Here is an 18,691-nt window from a genome sequence, read left to right as displayed (position 1 = left end):
ATGCTGGCGCGATGTAGCTTCAACCTTACAAGCAATCATGGCCGGATGACCCCAGATTTCGGCCCGGTCGGGGCGGTCATCCGCCGACTTGACTAACGCCGTCCGGCGCGGGAGTGGCGGCCGGTGTTTGCGGCTGCGGCAGCGGCGCGTACATCACATCGACATCCCAGCGGGTGAATCCGAGCCGGCGGTAGAGGGCGACGGCGGGGGTGTTGTCGGCGTCGACGTAGAGCATGACGGCGCGGAGCCCCAGGCCCTTCAGATGCCGGATGCCGGCGACCGTGAGGGCCTTGCCCAGCCCGGACCCCTGGGCATCGGGGGTCACGCCCACCACATAGACCTCGCCCATGGCGGGGTGATCGCCGTGCCGGGGGTGCACCTTGGTCCAATGGAATCCCAGGAGCCGGTCCGCCGGGTCGATGGCCAGAAGGAAGCCTGCGGGATCAAACCACGGTTCGGCCATCCGGGCGGCCAGATCGGCCCGCGTCATGTTGCCCTGCTCCGGGTGGTGGGCGAAGGCGGCCTTGTTGGCGGCCAGCCAGGCGTCCTCGTCCCGGCCGGGCACGAAGGCGCGGAGTTGTACGCCCTCCGGGAGGTGGACCTCCGGCAGGGCCGCCGCTGCTGTCATCAGCCGCATTTTCCACAGCTCACGGACGGCGCCGTAGCCGTAGCGGGCTGCGAGGTCGGCCGCGGCCTGGTGGTTTCCATGGGACCAGGCTTTCAGGCCGGCGAAGCCGCGGACGCTTTTCAGTTCGCCCACCAGGCGGTCGCCCACGCCCTGGTTGCGATAGCTGGGGTGGACGGCGACCTCCAGGACCCCGGTGCCGTCGGGCTCCTCGATGACGACGGCGATGCCGGCGAGGTCCTGCGCCGTCGCGGGATCCGACTTGTCGTCCGGGGCGTAGAGTGCCAGGGCAAGCACGGAGTGCTCGCCCGCATCGGCGGCGCGCAGCGTGACAAGGGTCTGTTCGGACAGTGGCGGATTGCCGTCCGACTCTTCCGCCGCGGCGACAAGGGCAGCGACGTCCCGCAGCAGCGCGCCGTCCACGGTTCCTTTGACAGTGTGTACGGGCCAGTTTTCCGGGTGCGCAGGGCTCATGGTGCAAGGCTATCGGGTGCATGGCGGTCGGCGGCCGATTTTGTTGAACTCCGGACGGCCGCGTATAGTCGTTTCTCGTCCGGCGTTGAGCCAGATGCGAGGGGGATCCACCACTGGGGTGGCCTCGATACGTTCGACCCGTATGTCCTCCACTCAGAAGTACTGAGAAGTACTGATAAATACTGAGAAGTTCCGTACCGAGGGATCGGTGCACCAAGAAGGCCCCGGACTCTGGATTCCAGAGTCCGGGGCCTTCTGCGTTCAGTGCCTTGGGCGGCGGCGCCTGATTACCGGCGCTGCCGCGTCCTGGCGGCCGCAGTGCGCTCAGGCCTCGGTGAGTTCGTCCTCGGGCTGGCGGACCAGGGTCAGGCGGTAGCCGACGTTGCGGACGGTGCTGATCAGGTTCTCGTGGTCGGCGCCCAGTTTGGCCCGCAGCCGCCGGACGTGGACATCCACGGTGCGGGTGCCGCCGTAGTAGTCGTAGCCCCAGACTTCGGTCAGCAGCTGCTGGCGGGTGAACACCCGGCCGGGGTGCTGGGCCAGGTATTTCAGCAGCTCAAATTCCTTGAAGGTCAGGTTGAGCGCGGCGCCGTTGACCCGTGCGGTGTAGCTGGCCTCGTCAATCACGACGCCGGCGGCCCGGATTTCGGTCGGCACATCCTCTTTCTCCGGAACGGCGCGCGCGATCCCGAGACGGATCCTGGCTTCGACTTCTGCCGGGCCCGCGGATTCCAGGAGGATGTCGTCCACGGCCCACGCCGAGGAGACCGCGGCCATGCCGCCCTCGGTGAGGATCAGCATCAACGGGGCGCTGAGGCCGGTGGCCTTGAGCAGCTGGGTGAGGGAACGTGCGCCGACCAGGTCCTTGCGGGCATCCAGCAGGACGATGTCGCAGGGGTCGGTCTCGAGCAGGGCAGTGGGCTCGGCCGGAAGGATGTGCACCCGGTGGTTCAGCAGTTCCAGAGCAGGCAGGACGTCCACGGATGTTCCCGTGCTGTTCGTCAATAGCAGGATGTGCGACATTGTTCCTCCAAGGGGTGTCCGCGCATCATTGAGCGTCTTGTTGCTGATGCTGAGTATACCTAAAGGCCCCATTCCGGCCATGGTCCCGTCACCTCCAGCCCCTCCTTTTGCGACACATACCGGTCACATAGGGCAGGATTGAACCGTCAGGGCCCGCGGCCCGTCGAAATTGAGCCGAGTCGAATTGGGGTCCGCAGTGAGCGAAGGTCTGGCCATGGTGGGTCTGCCGATGGCGAGCAGACAGTGAAGCCGTGGAGCGTCGGGATCATCGGCCTGGCAGGTCTCGCGGCTATTGTCGCCGGCGCCTATTCCTCGCCGGAGGTCCTCCTGGCAGTCGCGGCGCTCGCCGCCGCCGGCATCGGTATCGGCTGGCCCTACTTTCTCGGCATCCCCGCCAAGAAGACCCTCGCGGTCCTGATTGGCCTGCCCGGTGTGGGGTCGGCGGTGGCTGCTACGTATCTCCCGGCTCCCGGCTTCCTGGACTGGACGCCGTCGTTCATGGCCGTCGGGGTCATAGCAATCTTCGTCATGCAGCTGATCCGGGGCACCGGCCAGGCCCAGCGCCTCGAATCCACCTTGGGCTCGTGCGCGGGTGTCCTGCTCTCCTGCCTCGGCGCCGGCTGGATTGCGAGTTCGCGCTTCAACGGGGTCCGCGAAATGATCCTCGTGGCGGCCATCAGCGCGGCGATCGCTCTGCTGGCGGGGCTGATCCGCTGGCCGGACCGGATCGTCGCCCCGCTGGGCATCGTGAGCGCCGGCCTTGCCGGGCCGCTCGCCGGCCTGGTGTTCTCCGACATCGCCGTGCTGCCGGCCGCTCTCGTCGGCGTCGTCGTGGGGGCGGTGCTGGTGAGTTTCCGCCGCCTCGTCATCCTCAACGGCGAGGGCCTGAATATTTTGGCGGCCGTGGGCATGGGGCTCGGGCCGGTGTCTGCGGTCGGTTCCCTGGCCTACTTCATAGACAAACTACTCATCTACTAAGCGTTAGGATGGCATCATGTCCGTACTTGCATATGAGATCTTTTTCCTTGTCCTGCTTGGCGTGGCCAGCCTGTCCATGGCGTGGTTTGCCGGCTTTGTCGTGTACCGCCTCTTCAAAGGCCAGAAGTAACACGTTCCAGACCCCGTAGCTTCCAGAGGTAGATGCTGTGCCGATTGAAATCCCTACTGATCTGACCCCCGAAATCGTTCCGCTGTCCTGGCTCATTGGTGAGTGGGAGGGCAGCGGCCGGCTGGGGGCCGGGGACGAGGACTCCGAGCACTTCCTGCAACACGTCTCGTTCACGCACAACGGCCTGCCGTACCTGCAGTACCGGGCCGAGAGCTGGCTGACCGACGACGAGGGCACCAAGCTGCGTCCCCTCACCGTCGAGACCGGCTTCTGGGCGCTGGAACGTAAGCAGCGTGACGAGGACGGCGGCCCCGGCCTGATCCCGGCGGACATCGTCCCCGTGCTCAAGAGCGCCGACGAGGTGGAAGCCCTGCGCAACAGCGACGGCGGTTTCGACATCTCGGTCTCCATCGCCCACCCAGGCGGGATCTCGGAGCTGTACTACGGCCAGATCAAGGGACCCCAGATCCAGCTCAGCACCGACATGGTGATGCGCGGCAGCCACTCCAAGGAGTACACGGCGGCCACCCGGATCTTCGGGCTCGTGGAAGGGAACCTGCTGTGGCGCTGGGACGTGGCCACCGGCAAGAGTTCGACGTCGGGCGGCGGCCTGGAGGCCCACGCATCGGCCATCCTCGCCAAAGTAGGCTAATTACCCGGTCTCACTGATTTTTCCGTTGTCAGCATCGACCCAGGAGAAATGCCGTGAACGACGCAGTCACCAGCACAGCCGCCAGCACAGCCCCCGGTAGCACCAGCTACGCCGACCTCAAAGCCGTGTTCTTCAACGGCACGCTCAAGAAGTCCCCGGACGTGTCCAACACCCAGGGCCTGGTCGAGGTCAGCCGCCGGATCATGGAGAAGCAGGGCGTCACCACCCGCGTGATCCGCACGGTGGACCACGACATCGCCAGTGGCGTGTACCCGGACATGCGCGAACACGGCTGGGCCACCGATGAATGGCCGGAACTCTACCCGGCCGTCCAGGAAGCGGACATCGTCGTCGTCGCCGGGCCCATCTGGCTGGGGGACAACTCCTCGCAGACCAAGAAGCTCATCGAGCGCCTCTACGCCCACTCCGGGCAGCTGAACGCGAAGGGCCAGTGGGCCTACTATCCGAAGGTGGGCGGCTGCCTCATCACCGGCAATGAGGACGGCATCAAGCATTGCGCCATGAACGTCCTGTACAGCCTCCAGCACATCGGCTTCACTATCCCGCCGCAGGCCGACGCCGGCTGGATCGGCCCCGTCGGGCCAGGACCGAGCTACCTTGACGAGGGGTCCGGGGGGCCGGAGAGCGATTTCACCAACCGCAACACCACCTTCATGACCTGGAACATGCTGCATCTGGCGCGGATGCTCAAGGACGCTGGCGGCATTCCCGCCTACGGAAACCTGCCCGACGCCTGGAAAGCCGGCACCCGCTTCGACTTCGAAAATCCGGAATACCGCTAGGGCCGGCTTGCCCCACAGTGGGGCCGGAATACGCACAGAGCTAAGGACGTTCCTTTCAATATGACTATCAAAAGCCCCCTGTTGTCGCGCCCGGCCGCGGTTGAGGCCGGCGGCGCCGACGCCGGCGTCGCCGCCCACTACGGCGAGCCGCTCCGGGAGCAGCGGGCGCTGGCCGCCGGCACCGCCGTCGTCGATCTCTCACACCGCGGTGTGGTCACGGTCAGCGGCCCGGACCGCCTGAGCTGGCTCAACACCCTGTCCTCCCAGCAGCTCACTTCCCTGGCCCCGGGCCAGTCCACCGAACTGCTGTTGCTGAGCGTGCAGGGCCGGATCGAATTCGACGCCCGGGTGGTGGACGACGGCGCGACCACCTGGCTGATTGTCGAGGCGGCCGAGGCGGCCCCGCTCGCCGAATGGCTGAACAAGATGAAGTTCATGCTCCGGGTCGAGATCGCGGACGTCTCCGCGGACTGGGCCGTACTCGGCTCCACCCGCCGCATCCCGGAATGGGCGGCGCTGCAGGCCTGGGAAGACCCGTGGCCGCACGTCGGTGCCGGCGGCTACTCCTACGCGGTGGTGGGCGAGGACGCCCATCCAGGACTGGAACGGCCGTGGTTTGAGTACCTGGTCCCCGCGGACGAGCTGGTCGCGACCGTGGGTGACCGTGCTCTCGCCGGCACCATGGCGTCCGAGGCGCTGCGGATTGCGGCGTGGCGGCCCCGGTGGGGCGCGGAAACGGACGACAAGACCATCCCGCATGAGCTCGATCTCCTGCGCACTGCCGTGCACCTGGCCAAGGGCTGCTACAAGGGCCAGGAGACGATCGCGCGCGTCCACAACCTGGGCCACCCGCCGCGCCGCCTCGTGTTCCTCCAGCTCGACGGTTCCCAGCACACCCTGCCCGCGGCCGGCAGCGAGGTGCGTGCGGGCGAGCGCAAGGTGGGCGCCGTGACCTCCGTGGCGCAGCACTACGAGATGGGCCCAGTGGCCCTGGCCGTGATCAAACGCTCTGTCGCCCCGGACGAGGTCCTCACCGTCGTCGACGGGGACGAGCCCTACTCCGCGGCCCAGGAAGTCATTGTGGCCCCCGACGCCGGCCAGGTGGTGGGACGCCAGACCGGCTTCCTGCGGGGCACCCGATGAGCGGCGGAGGCGCCGCGCCCGACGACGAGACACTCGCGCTGGCCCACGCGCTCTTCGACGCGGCCCGCGAGGGCAACTCCGCGCTGCTGGGCAGCTACCTGGCCGCCGGCGCCCCGGCCACGCTGACCACCTCCTCCGGCGACTCGCTGGTGATGCTGGCGGCCTACCACGGCCACGCCGGCACGGTCCGGCTGATCCTGGACCACGGCGGCGACGCCAACACGCCGAACGACCGCGGCCAGACCCCGCTGGCCGGTGCTGTCTTCAAGGGCTACACAGACGTGGCCCGGGAACTGCTGGAGGCCGGGGCCGACCCTGACGCCGGCACCCCCACCGCGCGGGCCGCCGCGCAGATGTTCGCCCGGACGGACATCCTGGCCCTCCTCGGCTGACCAAACCCGGCCCAGGGCTCTGCCCGCCTGGGGCCGGGAGGATTGCCGCCAAATACTCCACGTGGAATAATCTTCAGTGGAGTAACCGCCGTTTAGTCCGAAGAGGACACTCTTAGACCGAAAAGGACTGCACCATGGCCCGGGCAACCGCCTTGACACCCCTGGGTGTCGCCGCACTTTCCCTGCTCGTGGAAGAACCGATGCATCCCTACGAGATGTACCAGCTCCTGATCGCACGGCACGAGGACCGGCTGGTCAAGGTCCGGCCGGGAACGCTCTATCACGCCGTCGGGCGGCTCGAAGAACAGGGGCTGGTCGCAGCGACGGGAACGGACCGGGGAGGCAACCGTCCGGAGCGCACCACGTACACCATCTCGGCTGCCGGCCGCGAAGCGTTCACGAAGTGGCTGCAGGACATGCTCGCCGCCCCGGTCAACGAATACCCGGCCTTCCCGCTGGCCATCTCCGAGGCATACAACCTGCCCGCCGGCGTCGTCGTCGAACTCCTCGACCGGCGCCTTAAGGCGTTGCAGGAGCAACTCGATTTTCTGGTCTCCGGCGAGGAACTGCTCGCGAAGAAGGGCGTGGAGCGCAAGTACTGGATCGACGTCCAGTTCCAGCAGAGCACGCTGCGCGCCGAAATCGCCTGGATCCACAGCCTTCAGGACCAGCTCCGCTCCGGCGAACTGCCGTGGTGACCCCCGCGCAGGACCCCGGTCGGGACCCGGCCGCCCTCACACACAAACCCATCCACCGTTTCACACCAGCCCCTAAGGAACCGCATGGAAAACGTAGCCCGGCCATGGCCGGCACTCTGGTCCCTGGTGATCGGCTTCTTCATGATCCTGATCGACACCACCATCGTCTCGGTGGCCAACCCCAGCATCATGGAGGGCCTCAACACTGACATCAACTCGGTGATCTGGGTGACCAGCGCCTACCTGCTCGCCTATGCCGTGCCGCTGCTCATCACAGGCCGGCTGGGGGACCGTTTCGGACCAAAGAAGCTCTACCTCTCCGGGCTCGTCGTCTTCACCATGGCATCGCTGTGGTGCGGCCTCTCCGGCAGCGTCGAAATCCTCATCGCGGCCCGTGTGGTCCAGGGCCTCGGCGCCGCCATGATGACGCCGCAGACCATGGCCGTCATTACCCGGATCTTCCCCCCGGACCGCCGCGGCGCGGCCATGGGCATCTGGGGTGCCACGGCGGGCGTCGCCACGCTGGTTGGCCCGATCCTCGGCGGCGTGCTGGTGGACGGCCTCGGCTGGGAATGGATCTTCTTCATCAACGTTCCCGTCGGGATTGTCGGCTTCATCCTCGCCCAGCGTTTCGTCCCTTCGCTGACCACGCACCCGCACAAGTTCGATATTCCCGGTGTGCTGCTCAGCGCCCTCGGCCTGTTCCTCCTGGTCTTCGGCATCCAGGAGGGCGAGACGTACGACTGGGGCACCATCGCCGGCCCCATCACCGTCTGGGGCCTGATCATCAGCGGCATCGCCGTGCTGGTGGTCTTTGTCCTGTGGCAGCGGTTCAACACGGGTGAACCGCTGCTGCCCCTGTCCCTTTTCAAGGACCGGAACTTCTCGCTCGCAAACATTGCGATCACCACGGTGGGCTTCACCGTCACCGCGTTCAGCCTGCCGCTGATCTTCTACTACCAGATCGTCCGCGGCCTGACGCCCACCCAGTCGGCGCTCATGATGGTGCCGATGGCGCTGATCTCGGGCGGCCTCGCCCCCGTCGTCGGCCGGATCATCGACAGGGTGAACCCGAAATTCATCACCGCGGTCGGCCTGGTCCTGATGTCGGTGGCGCTGTTCTGGAACGCCCTGCTCATGCACCCGGATACCGCCATCTGGCTGTTCCTGCTGCCGAGCGCAGTGCTGGGCTTCGCCAATGCGGGCATTTGGGCGCCGCTGAGCTCCACGGTCACGCGGAACCTGCCGCCGCGGCAGGCCGGCGCCGGCTCGGGCGTCTACAACACGACCCGCCAGATCGGCGCCGTGCTCGGCAGCGCCGCCATCGCCGTCCTCATCCAGGCGCGGTTGGCGGCCGAGCTCCCCGCCCGGCCCGGAGCAGGCGCAGACGCCAGCCCGATGGGCTTCGGCGGCGCCCTGCCCGCGGAGCTCCAGGAGGGGTTCTCGACGGCGATGGGCCAATCCATCCTGCTGCCGGCGGCGGTCATCCTGCTCGGCGCAGCCGTGGCGCTCTTCTTCGCCAAGCCCAAACCGGTCCAGGGTTGGGGCGAACCCGGCTCTGCCGCGGCTGCGGGAACGGCCACGGCAGACACGGGCACGGCAGACGCGGGCACAGCAGACGCGGACACGGTAGGCGCGGACAAGGCCGCCGCCGAACGCGGCTAGCCTGGCGGCATCCGGATCAGCCCAGCAGCACGCTGGTCTGGATGCCGCCCGCGGAGAATCCCAGGCTCCGGGCCAGCGCCAGCGACCCCTTGTTGCTGACTTCTGAACGCCACTGCAGCGTCAGGCCGGCGGCGAGGGCCTCGTGGGCGGCTATCGAGGCGGCCAGCTTGCCCAGGCCATGGCGCCGCCATTCGGGCGCGACCAGCACGCCCATATGGGCCAGGAGCCCTTCCCATTCGGCATACGCCCCGCAGGCCACCGGTGTCCGGCGCCCGTCTTCCAGATGCAGGACGGTGAAGCGGTGTTCAAGGTCGGCGAGGCCCACCTCGTTGACGTCGTCGGGCGGGCAGAACGTCTCCAGTTCGATCGCTTCCGGGTTCCCGTGCGAGACCGTCAGTTCCCCGGAGGGCTGCTGCAGGGGGAGGTCGTCGGCGAAGAAGAGTGCGGCGGCGCCGAGCCCGTGGCCCCCGTGCCCGCGGGTGATGGTCAGCAGGGTGACGTGCTGGGCCAGTTCCTCGTCGGAGAGACCGTCGGCGGCGTCCAGCGCCCATTGCGGGCCCACCAGGGCGGAGTTGCCGAACAGGCGGACGAACTGCAGGGACCGGGCTGCGTCGTCCGCCCGGGTGAGCCGCACGCCGGCGGCGGCCGCGAAGGCGCCGTCGTCGAACCCCAAGCGGCGCGCCCATGCGAGCTGGACAATTTCGGCGGAACCGGGCTCAAGAGTCATGAATCAACCCTACCCACCGCGGCCGGGCTTCCGGCCGCACGGGCCGGCCGTCCGCACTCCTGCCTGCGGGGCCGGGCCTGATCCGGCCTCCCCCCGCCGGCGGGCCAGCCTAGCCAAAGAGGACGGCGGCCTCGTCGTAACGGCTCTGCGGAACGGACTTGAGGTTGCCGAGAGCGGCGTCGAAACCGACGTGCACAATATCCGTGCCGTGCAGCGAGACCATGGTGCCCCAGCGCTTCTCCACCACCGAGTCGATGGCGGCCATGCCCAGGCGGGTGGCCAGGACGCGGTCGAACGCCGTCGGGACGCCACCGCGCTGGATGTGGCCAAGGACCGTCGCGCGGGTCTCGATGCCGGTGCGTGCCTCGAGCTCGGGCGCCAGCATTTCGGCGATGCCGCCGAGGCGGGGGCGGCCAAAGGTGTCGAGGCCGCGCTCCGAGTGCGGGGATTCCTGGCCCTCGGGCACGAACCCCTCGGCGACGACGAGCAGCGGGGCACGGCCACGGTCGTGGGCGGAGACGACCCACTCGGCGATCTGTTCCATGGAGGCCTTCTGCTCCGGGATCAGGATGGCGTGGGCGCCCGAGGCCATGCCGGCGTGCAGGGCGATCCAGCCCACATGCCGTCCCATGACTTCGGCAATCATGCAGCGGTGGTGGGACTCTCCGGTGGTGCGCAACCGGTCGATTGCCTCGGTGGCGATTTCCACGGCCGTGTCGAAGCCGAAGGTGTAGTCCGTGGCGTCGAGATCGTTGTCCACCGTCTTGGGCACGCCCACGATCTTGAGACCGGCGTCCGTGAGCCGCTTCGCGGCGGCCAGGGTGCCCTCGCCGCCGATGGCGATGATGGCGTCGATCCCGAGCCGGTCCATGTTGGCTTTGATGACCTCGGGGCCGCCGCCGTTCTCAAACGGGTTGGTGCGGGACGTGCCGAGGATGGTGCCGCCCTGCTTGGCGATGCCGCGGACCATGGTGCGGGGAATCTCCACGATGTCGCCCTCGACGACGCCGCGCCAGCCATCCTTGAATCCTACGAACTGCTGGCCGTGGACTGCGATTCCTTTGAGGACGGCGCCACGGATGACGGCGTTCAGGCCGGGGCAGTCTCCGCCGCTGGTGAGGATTCCAATTTTCATGTCTTGGCTCAAATCCTGGTTTGAAGGGGTACAGGCAGAGCGCCACGCTGAGCTCACCCTAGAGTCTAGTGGCGGGTGTGGGGCAGGACACAAACGGTTACAAAAGGTGCCCCCGCCGTGGAGGCGGGGGCACCTTTTCGTGGTGCGGCGGAGCTGCCGGGCGCCGGTAGCCGCCAGGCCGGGACGGCCACAGACGGTCGGCCTGTGACGGATGTCAGGGCCGGGAGGAACGCTTCGAGAGGAAGCTTTCGAGGACGATTGCGTTGCGCTGGTCCGGGAGGAGCAGCCAGGCCGCGACGTAGAACACGAACGCCGGCCCGGGGAGCAGGCTCAGGAGCAGGTAGGCGATCCGGACATAGGCCACATCAACGTTCAGTTTGGCGGCAATCCCGCCGCAGACGCCGCCAACCCAGCGCTGCGGACCACGTTTCAGGCCGAGGCCCCGGATGGTGTCGAAGAATTTATCCATGGGTCAAGACTTCCCTGTAGTCGACTTATTGTCACGCCTGCGTGCCGAGACCAGGCCGCCCACGACCAGGGCGGCCCCGGCCCCGATCATCAGGCCGATCAGCACATAGGTGCCGTTCAGGGCCACGAGGCCGAGCCCGGAAATGATGATCAGCGCGGCCAGTGCCACCACTGTCAGTCCCCAGACCACTGTGCCCACCCGGGCGGGGGACGCGGCTTCCGGGTCCTGCCCGGCGTCGGCCGGCCGCGAGTCGTCATAGATGCTCATGTCAGTTGCCTTCCTTGATGGTCACGTTGCTGACGGTGCCGGAGATCTCCAGGACCAGCCGGGCGCCCGGCTTCGAGGCGTTGTAGTCGCTTTGCTGCTTCGTGATGCCGCCGCGGTCCTGGTTGCCGTCGTGGAGGTTGCCCATGGTCATGTCCGCCTGGACGTGCACCGGGACAGTGGTGGGGATGACGACGGTGAGGTTGCTGGCCGTCGCGTCGATCGGAACTACGACGTCGGAGCCCAGGGGCGGATTCAGCGCCAACTTGGTCAGGTCGGCGGTTCCGGTGCCTCCGGTGATCTCGAAGCCGCCTTGTGCCTGTTCAATGCTCGAGGGCGTCCAATCGGCGTTCTGGAAGCGGAACCTGTCCCCGTGAGGGACCACGCTGAAGATCGCGCCGATCAGCAGGGCCACGACCGCGAAGAAGCCCAGGATCCCGGAGGTCCGCCCCCGCAGCCCCGCGACGAGGATCCCGAGACCCAGGATGGCCGCGCCGAAGGCCCAGACCAGCGCATTGCCGGCATCGCCGAGATCGATCACGTTGGCGGCGTCGAGGGCCTTGATGCCGCCGCCCACCAGGAGGGCGGAGCCGACGGTGATGGCGACCGCCGGAGTGCCCGGGCCAAGGTTGCGTGCGGCCGGAGGGGGCGGTGTGGCGCCGGGCCCCGGGCCATAGCCGCCCGGGGGAACGGGGCCGGGCGGGAAGGGGCCGGACGCTAGGGGTCCCGACGGCGGATTCGGACCCCAGTCCGGGCCGGCGCCGGTGGCTCGAGAGCTGTCAGCGGGGTGGCCATATGCCTGGCCGCCGCCCTGCGGGAAGCTGCCTGCGGATTGCGGCCCGGCGTCAGTGCGGGGGTTGACCACGAAAGCCGCGCCGCCGGCCGGGCTGCCGGAGTCGTATCGCGATGACATGGGAGTGGCTCCGTTCCGGATCTTGTTGCGTTGGGTCAGGTAGTAGACGAGGTAGATGGCGCCGCCCACCCAGAAGACGGTCCAGACGAAGGCGCCGAAGCCGAAGCGGTCCCAGCCCCAGACCCCGGTGCCCAGGCTGGGGAAACCGATGACCGAGGTGATGAGGGCGCCGGTCATGCCGGCGGTCCACCGGCCTGCGGCGGCCTCCTGGACGTGAATGCGGCCGTCAGGCTCAGGCAGCAACGCCCAGGCCAGGCCGTAGGCGAGCACGCCAACTCCGGCGAAGACGGTCAGGACAATCAGGACACCGCGGATAATCAGCGGGTCGACGCCGAGCCGGTGGGCTATGCCACTGGCCACGCCGCCGATCCAGCGGTCGCGTCCGCGGTAGATGCCCTGGCTGCGGATCCAGTCGAAGAAATTCTGGGTTTGCCGGCCGGGCAACGGTCCATTCGGGTCCCCGGGCGGGTATAGCGGCGGCGGCTCCGGCGGCGCGCCGCCCGGCCCGGCGAAGGCCGGAGCGGGCTGGCCCGTGCCTGGAAGCTCTGGGTCCGGAAGTTCCGTGGCGGGACGTTCCGGGTTTGGAAGTTCCGGGTTTGGACGTTCCGGGTTTGGAAGTTCCGGGTTTGGAAGTTCCGGGTGGGATCGATCCGTGGCCGGCCGGTCTGCGGAGGCTGTGCCTTCATCGGGGTGCGGAGTGTGCGGGTTCATACTTCGATCCTTCCCGTTCCCGGTGCCGGGCTCTACTGGGGAACACCCTGAACGGTCCCTGAGCGGCCCCCGGGTTGGGCCCTCAAACGCGTCCGGGGAACCCCGATCCGTGCTTGGATTGATCCATGACAACCGCGCCCGCCCGCCCGCCGCTGGTCCGCAGCAGCGATCGCGTGATTGCCGGCGTGTGCGCGGGCCTCGCCAACCACCTGGGCTGGCCGGTGCGGATGGTCAGGATCGGCATGGTGGTGGCTGCGCTCGCTGGCGGGGCCGGTGTGGCCTTCTACGCCTGGCTCTGGATCATGGTCCCCACGGCGGATGAAAGCGCCCGGCGCAACGCCCGCCGCCCTGCGTCGCCCATCGCTCCGGCAGTGAGCTTCCCGGAGACCCCCGACGTCGCAAAGAGGCCCGGCGCGCCCGACGCGCCGGGTGCCCCTGATCCCCGTGGCACGCCCGCGACAGGGCCGACGGGGCCCTGGCGGACCAAATTCTCCGGCATGCCGTTCGGCAAGGAGATCCTGCTGGGCGCAGGCCTGCTGCTGGCCGCCGGGATCCTGATCGCACGCCTCCTGGGTGTTGACGTGCCGCTGGGCACCCTGATCCCGGTCGCGGCCATCCTGGGCGGAGCCGCGATCGCCTGGATGCAACTGGACGAGACCCGCCGGGCAGGGCTCGTGGACAAGACCAAGGCGGACCAGGCCGGCGGCTGGGCCCGCCTCGCGGCCGGGCTCGCCCTCGTCGTGGCCGGAGTGCTGGTTATGGTTTCCGGCTCGGGGTCCTGGGAGCAGACCTGGCTCGCCCTCCTTGCCTCGGTGGCCGTGCTGGGCGGCGTGGCCCTGGTGCTGCTGCCATGGGGGCTGAAGTTCTGGCGCGACCTGGAAACCGAGCGCGCGGGGCGGGTCCGCGCCACCGAGCGTGCCGAGATCGCCGCCCACCTCCATGACTCCGTGCTGCAGACCCTCGCCCTGATCCAGCGCCGTGCCGGGAACGAGCACGATGTCATCAGGCTGGCCCGCGCGCAGGAGCGCGAACTGCGGGGCTGGCTGTATCGGGACGCCGACAGGGAATCCGGCCAGCTGTCCGACAGCATCAAGGCCGCCGCCGCAGAGGTTGAAGACGCCCTGGGACACGCGGTTGAGGTGGTCAGCGTGGGGGACTGCGTCATGACCCAGCGCCACGAGGCCCTCGTCCAGGCATCCCGCGAGGCCATGCTGAACGCCGCCCGGCACGGCGGCGGCGCTGTGTCCGTGTACCTGGAAGTCACCGACGCCGCCGCGGAAGTTTTCGTCAAGGACCGGGGCCCGGGCTTCGACCCTGATTCCGTTCCCCCGGACCGGCTCGGCGTCCGGGAATCGATCATCGGCCGGATGAACCGCCACGGCGGCACCGCCGCCATCATCAGCAGCCCGGACGGTACCGAGGTGCGGCTCCGGCTGCCCATCACCGCCGCCGCACCTGCCGCTGCCAACAACGCCAACGGAGAGGCCAAACCGTGACCAGCCCCGCATCAGGAAACCCTGCGCCAGGAAGCCATACGCTGGGAAAGCCTGCACCGGTCCGGGTGGTGATCGTGGACGACCACGCCATCTTCCGCTCCGGGTTGAAAGCGGACCTGGACCCGGACATCGTCGTCGCGGGGGAGGCCGGAACCGTGGAGGAGGCAATCGCCGTCATCGCAGTCCAGCGCCCCGACGTCGTGCTGCTTGACGTCCACCTTCCCGGCGGCCGGGGTGGCGGGGGACGCGAGGTCCTGGCCGGCTCGGCGCCGCTGCTGGGCGCCACGCGGTTCCTGGCCCTAAGCGTCTCCGATGCGGCGGAAGATGTGGTGTCCGTGATCCGGGCCGGCGCACGCGGCTATGTCACAAAGACAATTTCCGGCGCGGAGATCAGCGGCGCCGTCCGCCGCGTGGCCGGCGGCGACGCCGTCTTCTCACCCCGGCTCGCGGGCTTCGTCCTGGACGCGTTCGGCACGGCCCCCGCGGACATAGCCGACGACGAGCTGGACAAGCTCTCGGCACGGGAGCTCGAAGTGATGCGCCTTATCGCCCGCGGCTACAGCTACAAGGAGGTGGCCAAGGAACTGTTCATCTCGATCAAGACCGTTGAAACCCACGTCTCGGCAGTGCTCCGCAAGCTGCAGCTCTCCAGCCGCCACGAGCTGACCCGCTGGGCCGCCGAGCGCCGCCTGCTTTAACCCAAGGATGCGCTATCACGTAGGGTCCTTATGCCGCGGCGATAAGGAACCTACGTGATAGCGCATCCGGGGTCTGGGGTGGGCTACTTGGCCTTGCCGAGGAAGTCCTGCAGGCGGCCGACGCCCGTGGCCAGGTCGTCGTCGCCGAGCGCGTAGGACAGGCGCAGGTAGCCGGACGGGCCGAACGCCTCGCCGGGAACCACGGCCACTTCCACCTCGTCCAGGATCAGCGCCGCGAGTTCGGCAGAGGTGGCCGGCCGCACCGGACCGTTCGCGGACGGGAACTCCTTCCCCAGCAGCGCGCGGACGTCCGCGTACACGTAGAAGGCGCCCTTCGGCGTCGGGCAGTCAACGCCGTCAATTGCGTTCAGGCCCGCGACGATCGCCTTGCGGCGGCGGTCAAAGGCCACCTTCATCTCATCGACGGCGGTCAGCGGCCCGGACACTGCCGCGAGGGCGGCGACCTGGGGGATGTTGGAGACGTTCGACGTCGCATGCGACTGCAGGTTGGTGGCGGCCTTGATGACATCCGCGGGCCCGATCATCCAGCCCACACGCCAGCCGGTCATGGCATAGGTCTTGGCAACGCCGTTGAGGATGACCACCTTGTCGCCCAGCTCGGGAACTGCGGTGGCGATCGAGGTGAACGGCACACCGTCGTAGGTCAAGTGCTCGTAGATCTCGTCAGTGACAACCCAGAGGCCCTTGGACGCTGCCCACTGGCCGATCTCCCTGACCTGCTCCGGCGAGTACACGGCGCCGGTGGGGTTGGACGGGGAAACGAAGAGCAGGATCTTGGTGCGCTCGGTCAGGGCCGCTTCCAGCTGGTCCACGGTGACCAGGTAGCCCTGCTCCGGGCCCGCGAAGACCTCCACCGGCACGCCGCCGGCCAGCCGGATGGCCTCCGGGTAGGTGGTCCAAAACGGGGTGGGAACAATGACCTCGTCGCCCGGATCCAGCAGGGTGGCGAAGGTGTTGTAGACGGCCTGCTTGCCGCCGTTAGTCACCAGCACCTGGGACGCCGCCGCCTGGTACCCGGAATCCCGGAAGGTCTTGTCCGCGATGGCCTGCTTCAGCTCGGGAAGCCCGCCGGCGGGGGAGTAGCGGTGGTACTTCGGCTGGCTGGCGGCCTCGATGGCGGCCTGCACAATATAGCCGGGGGTCGGGAAATCGGGTTCCCCGGCACCGAAGCCGATGACCGGCCGGCCGGCTGCCTTCAGCGCCTTCGCCTTGGCATCGACGGCCAGAGTGGCGGATTCGGCTATGGCGGAAATGCGCTGGGAAATGCGGGCAGCAGACATGGGCGGGTCCGTTCTTCGCTGGCAGCTGGAAGGCTGGATATGGGATTCGACGAAATCTACTCTATGCTGTTCAGCGGATCCCCCGGGGTGCCTGAACCCGAATATGACTGGCGGCTGTCAGTTGGTTTTCGCAGGCACGCAGGGGTCCCAAAGAGGGCCGGTTCGACGTAGGCGCAGTTGTTGCGTAGACTGGTTCTCCGGTGTTGAAAACACGATGATGGCCTGCGCCTCAGGGAAGCCTGTGGGACGCGTCGGCCGGAGCGAATTTTCTCCCCGAAGGGTAGTGGCGCAATTGGTAGCGCAGCGGTCTCCAAAACCGCAGGTTGCAGGTTCGAGTCCTGTCTGCCCTGCGCATGCTGTTCCGGATCATCCGGAACCAGCGCAGCAACCATGGTTCAGTTCAGAGCCGGGTATCCGATCATTGCGAGGATGAGTGAGGACCAGGTGACCGAAACAGCTGCCAGCAGCTCCAAAGGCCGCCCCGCCAAGAATGCCGCCAAGCCCGGCTTCTTCGCTCGTATCGCGATCTTCATCCGCCAGGTCATTGGCGAACTGAAGAAGGTCGTCGCACCGACCCGCAAAGAACTGATCAACTACACACTCGTGGTACTGGTGTTCGTGACCATCATGATGGTGATCGTCACCTTGCTGGACCTGGCCTTTGGGACCGCGGTCAGCTGGGTCTTCGGCGGCAGCGCCCCCACGGACAGCTAAGGCGACCGGTCCGCAGACTGCGTGGATTCCCCGGGAAACCGGAGATTCCGCGGGGTGTGCGGAATTGAGTCATTTAAATAGGCATGTTAGGCAATGAGGAAGCAGGAGACCAAGTGTCTGAGCAGGAGCTCGAGGTAACTGAGACTGAGCTGGATAAGAGCCAGGACGCCGCGGTGGAAGCCGCGGAAGAATCCGAGGCTGTGTCTGCTGCGCCCGAATCCGACGTCACTGACGAGGCCGTAGCCACGGAAGAAGCGGCAGACGACGCAGAAGCAGGCGACGCTGACGACACCGACGCTGATGAGGCTGACGCTGACGACGCCGACGTGCTGGCAGCGGCGGCCGCCAAGGCCGACGTCGACCCCGCCGACGAGTTCAAGGCCAAGCTGCGCCGCCAGGAGGGTGACTGGTACGTCATCCACTCCTACGCAGGCTACGAGAACCGCGTCAAGGCCAACCTTGAGACCCGCATCCAGACCCTGGACATGGAAGATTACATCTTCGAAATCCAGGTTCCGATGGAGGAAGTCGTTGAGATCAAGAACGCTCAGCGCAAGGTCATCAACCGCGTCCGCATCCCCGGCTACGTCCTGGTCCGCATGGACCTGACGGACGCTTCCTGGGGTGCCGTCCGCCACACACCCGGTGTCACCGGCTTCGTGGGCAACGCCCACAACCCGGTCCCGCTGCGCCTCGATGAGGTCTTCTCCATGCTCGCGCCGGTCTTCGAAGAAGAGCAGGCCGAGAAGGGCAAGCCGGTCAAGCACGCCGCCGCCCAGGTCGACGTCGACTTCGAGGTTGGAGAGTCGGTCATCGTCAAGGAAGGCCCGTTCGAGACCCTCCCCGCCACGATCTCCGAGATCAAGATCGATTCCCAGACCCTCGTGGTGCTGGTGTCCATCTTCGAACGCGAGACTCCGGTCACCCTGGCGTTCAACCAGGTCAGCAAGATCTAGCTGAACCGTAAGATCCAGCTGGACTACAAGAATTCGCCCCGGGCTGCCCGCTTAGCAGCCACGGGGCGGCCGGCCGCCTCGCCATGGCGGCCACCAACCTGAGGCACGCTCCTGTGCCCCAGGACGTATTTGAGAGAAGGACCTACATTGGCTCCCAAGAAGAAGGTCACCGGCCTCATCAAGCTGCAGATCCAGGCAGGTGCCGCTAACCCGGCCCCGCCGATCGGTCCTGCGCTTGGCCAGCACGGTGTCAACATCATGGAATTCTGCAAGGCGTACAACGCTGCGACGGAAGCCCAGCGCGGCAACGTTATCCCCGTGGAGATCACGGTCTACGAAGACCGTTCCTTCACGTTCATCACCAAGACCCCGCCGGCTGCAGAGCTCATCAAGAAGGCTGCAGGCGTCGCCAAGGGTTCGGCTACCCCGCACACCGTCAAGGTTGCCAAGCTGACCCAGGCCCAGGTCAACGAGATCGCCACCACCAAGATGGAAGACCTCAACGCCACCAGCCTCGAAGGCGCAGCGAAGATCATCGCCGGCACCGCCCGCTCCATGGGTATCACCGTCGAGGGTTAATTCCCCACCGCTGATGCGCCGGGATCGGGAAACCGGTCACGACGCCGTCAGCACCGCCGGCCAGCCGGCACCACCTAAACAATGAAAAGCGGAATTCCGGAACGGATACAAGCCGGAATGCCGCCTGTGGCAGGGCCCAGCGCGG

Annotated in this window: 20 protein-coding genes and 1 tRNA gene; 13 read left to right on the top strand and 8 right to left on the bottom strand. The window is 67.6% G+C overall.

From position 1 onward, the window contains the following. Positions 1-76: 76 nt before the first annotated feature. The gene (mshD, locus tag ABH915_RS17655; protein WP_370123730.1) at positions 77-1,099 is read right to left on the bottom strand and encodes a mycothiol synthase; all 1,023 of its coding nucleotides are present in this window, start codon (positions 1,097-1,099) and stop codon (positions 77-79) included. 324 nt (positions 1,100-1,423) lie between these two features. Then, positions 1,424-2,122: a response regulator transcription factor gene (locus ABH915_RS17650; RefSeq protein ID WP_018773628.1), complete on the bottom strand. Its 699-nt coding sequence runs from the start codon at positions 2,120-2,122 to the stop codon at positions 1,424-1,426. Positions 2,123-2,365: 243 nt separating this feature from the next. Here ABH915_RS17650 and ABH915_RS17645 point away from each other — a divergent pair, with 243 nt between their 5' ends. From ABH915_RS17645 to ABH915_RS17615, 7 genes are all read left to right on the top strand, one after another. Beyond that, a complete protein-coding gene (locus ABH915_RS17645) occupies positions 2,366-3,100 on the top strand; it encodes a hypothetical protein (protein WP_018773629.1) in 735 nt (244 codons plus the stop codon). 167 nt (positions 3,101-3,267) lie between these two features. After that, a complete protein-coding gene (locus tag ABH915_RS17640) occupies positions 3,268-3,882 on the top strand; it encodes an FABP family protein (protein ID WP_026537549.1) in 615 nt (204 codons plus the stop codon). Between the two features lie 53 nt (positions 3,883-3,935). After that, complete coding sequence (locus ABH915_RS17635) at positions 3,936-4,685, top strand: flavodoxin family protein (protein ID WP_370123725.1); 750 nt, start codon at positions 3,936-3,938, stop codon at positions 4,683-4,685. 60 nt (positions 4,686-4,745) lie between these two features. After that, positions 4,746-5,828, top strand: coding sequence for a folate-binding protein YgfZ (locus ABH915_RS17630; RefSeq protein ID WP_370123722.1), 1,083 nt, complete (start codon positions 4,746-4,748; stop codon positions 5,826-5,828). After that, positions 5,825-6,220 (top strand): ankyrin repeat domain-containing protein, encoded by a 396-nt coding sequence (locus tag ABH915_RS17625; RefSeq protein ID WP_018773634.1) that lies wholly within the window; start codon positions 5,825-5,827, stop codon positions 6,218-6,220. The genes ABH915_RS17630 and ABH915_RS17625 overlap by 4 nt, the downstream gene beginning before the upstream one ends. A 134-nt stretch (positions 6,221-6,354) precedes the next feature. Then, complete coding sequence (locus ABH915_RS17620; RefSeq protein ID WP_370123718.1) at positions 6,355-6,918, top strand: PadR family transcriptional regulator; 564 nt, start codon at positions 6,355-6,357, stop codon at positions 6,916-6,918. A gap of 84 nt (positions 6,919-7,002) precedes the next feature. Beyond that, a complete protein-coding gene (locus ABH915_RS17615) occupies positions 7,003-8,583 on the top strand; it encodes a DHA2 family efflux MFS transporter permease subunit (RefSeq protein WP_370123715.1) in 1,581 nt (526 codons plus the stop codon). 16 nt (positions 8,584-8,599) lie between these two features. On the opposite strand, the gene ABH915_RS17610 is transcribed toward ABH915_RS17615, so the two are convergent. From ABH915_RS17610 to ABH915_RS17590, 5 genes are all read right to left on the bottom strand, one after another. Further along, positions 8,600-9,310: a GNAT family N-acetyltransferase gene (locus tag ABH915_RS17610; RefSeq protein WP_018773637.1), complete on the bottom strand. Its 711-nt coding sequence runs from the start codon at positions 9,308-9,310 to the stop codon at positions 8,600-8,602. A gap of 109 nt (positions 9,311-9,419) precedes the next feature. After that, positions 9,420-10,445: a 6-phosphofructokinase gene (locus ABH915_RS17605; RefSeq protein WP_018773638.1), complete on the bottom strand. Its 1,026-nt coding sequence runs from the start codon at positions 10,443-10,445 to the stop codon at positions 9,420-9,422. A gap of 214 nt (positions 10,446-10,659) precedes the next feature. Further along, positions 10,660-10,914 carry a PspC domain-containing protein gene (locus ABH915_RS17600; protein ID WP_018773639.1) on the bottom strand — a complete coding sequence of 85 codons (255 nt, stop codon included), beginning with the start codon at positions 10,912-10,914 and terminating at the stop codon, positions 10,660-10,662. A gap of 3 nt (positions 10,915-10,917) precedes the next feature. Next, the gene (locus ABH915_RS17595) at positions 10,918-11,181 is read right to left on the bottom strand and encodes a hypothetical protein (RefSeq protein ID WP_370123710.1); all 264 of its coding nucleotides are present in this window, start codon (positions 11,179-11,181) and stop codon (positions 10,918-10,920) included. A 1-nt stretch (position 11,182) separates the two neighbouring features. Then, complete coding sequence (locus tag ABH915_RS17590) at positions 11,183-12,535, bottom strand: PspC domain-containing protein (protein WP_370123707.1); 1,353 nt, start codon at positions 12,533-12,535, stop codon at positions 11,183-11,185. A gap of 392 nt (positions 12,536-12,927) precedes the next feature. Between ABH915_RS17590 and ABH915_RS17585 the strand changes: the two genes are divergently transcribed. Next, positions 12,928-14,298, top strand: coding sequence for a PspC domain-containing protein (locus ABH915_RS17585; protein WP_370123704.1), 1,371 nt, complete (start codon positions 12,928-12,930; stop codon positions 14,296-14,298). A gap of 65 nt (positions 14,299-14,363) precedes the next feature. Next, entirely contained in the window at positions 14,364-14,996 is a 633-nt protein-coding gene (locus tag ABH915_RS17580) for a response regulator transcription factor (RefSeq protein ID WP_018773643.1), read from the top strand. 83 nt (positions 14,997-15,079) lie between these two features. Here ABH915_RS17580 and ABH915_RS17575 read toward each other — a convergent pair whose 3' ends face one another. Beyond that, entirely contained in the window at positions 15,080-16,297 is a 1,218-nt protein-coding gene (locus tag ABH915_RS17575) for a pyridoxal phosphate-dependent aminotransferase (protein WP_370123701.1), read from the bottom strand. Between the two features lie 277 nt (positions 16,298-16,574). Between ABH915_RS17575 and ABH915_RS17570 the strand changes: the two genes are divergently transcribed. The 4 genes from ABH915_RS17570 (at position 16,575) to rplK (ending at position 18,546) form a co-directional block, all read left to right on the top strand. Then, positions 16,575-16,647 (top strand) — tRNA-Trp (locus ABH915_RS17570). Positions 16,648-16,726: 79 nt separating this feature from the next. After that, positions 16,727-17,011, top strand: a complete 285-nt coding sequence (secE, locus tag ABH915_RS17565; protein ID WP_026266472.1) for a preprotein translocase subunit SecE — start codon at positions 16,727-16,729, stop codon at positions 17,009-17,011. 113 nt (positions 17,012-17,124) lie between these two features. Then, positions 17,125-17,967, top strand: a complete 843-nt coding sequence (gene nusG / locus ABH915_RS17560; RefSeq protein ID WP_026537561.1) for a transcription termination/antitermination protein NusG — start codon at positions 17,125-17,127, stop codon at positions 17,965-17,967. Between the two features lie 147 nt (positions 17,968-18,114). Then, complete coding sequence (gene rplK, locus ABH915_RS17555) at positions 18,115-18,546, top strand: 50S ribosomal protein L11 (protein ID WP_018773647.1); 432 nt, start codon at positions 18,115-18,117, stop codon at positions 18,544-18,546. The last annotated feature ends 145 nt before the right edge of the window (positions 18,547-18,691 follow it).

Source organism: Arthrobacter sp. MW3 TE3886, assembly GCF_041262145.1.
Classification (GTDB): Bacteria; Actinomycetota; Actinomycetes; order Actinomycetales; family Micrococcaceae; genus Arthrobacter.
The sequence above is the reverse complement of the archived record's forward strand: the minus strand, read 5'-3'. Positions and strand labels throughout refer to the sequence as shown.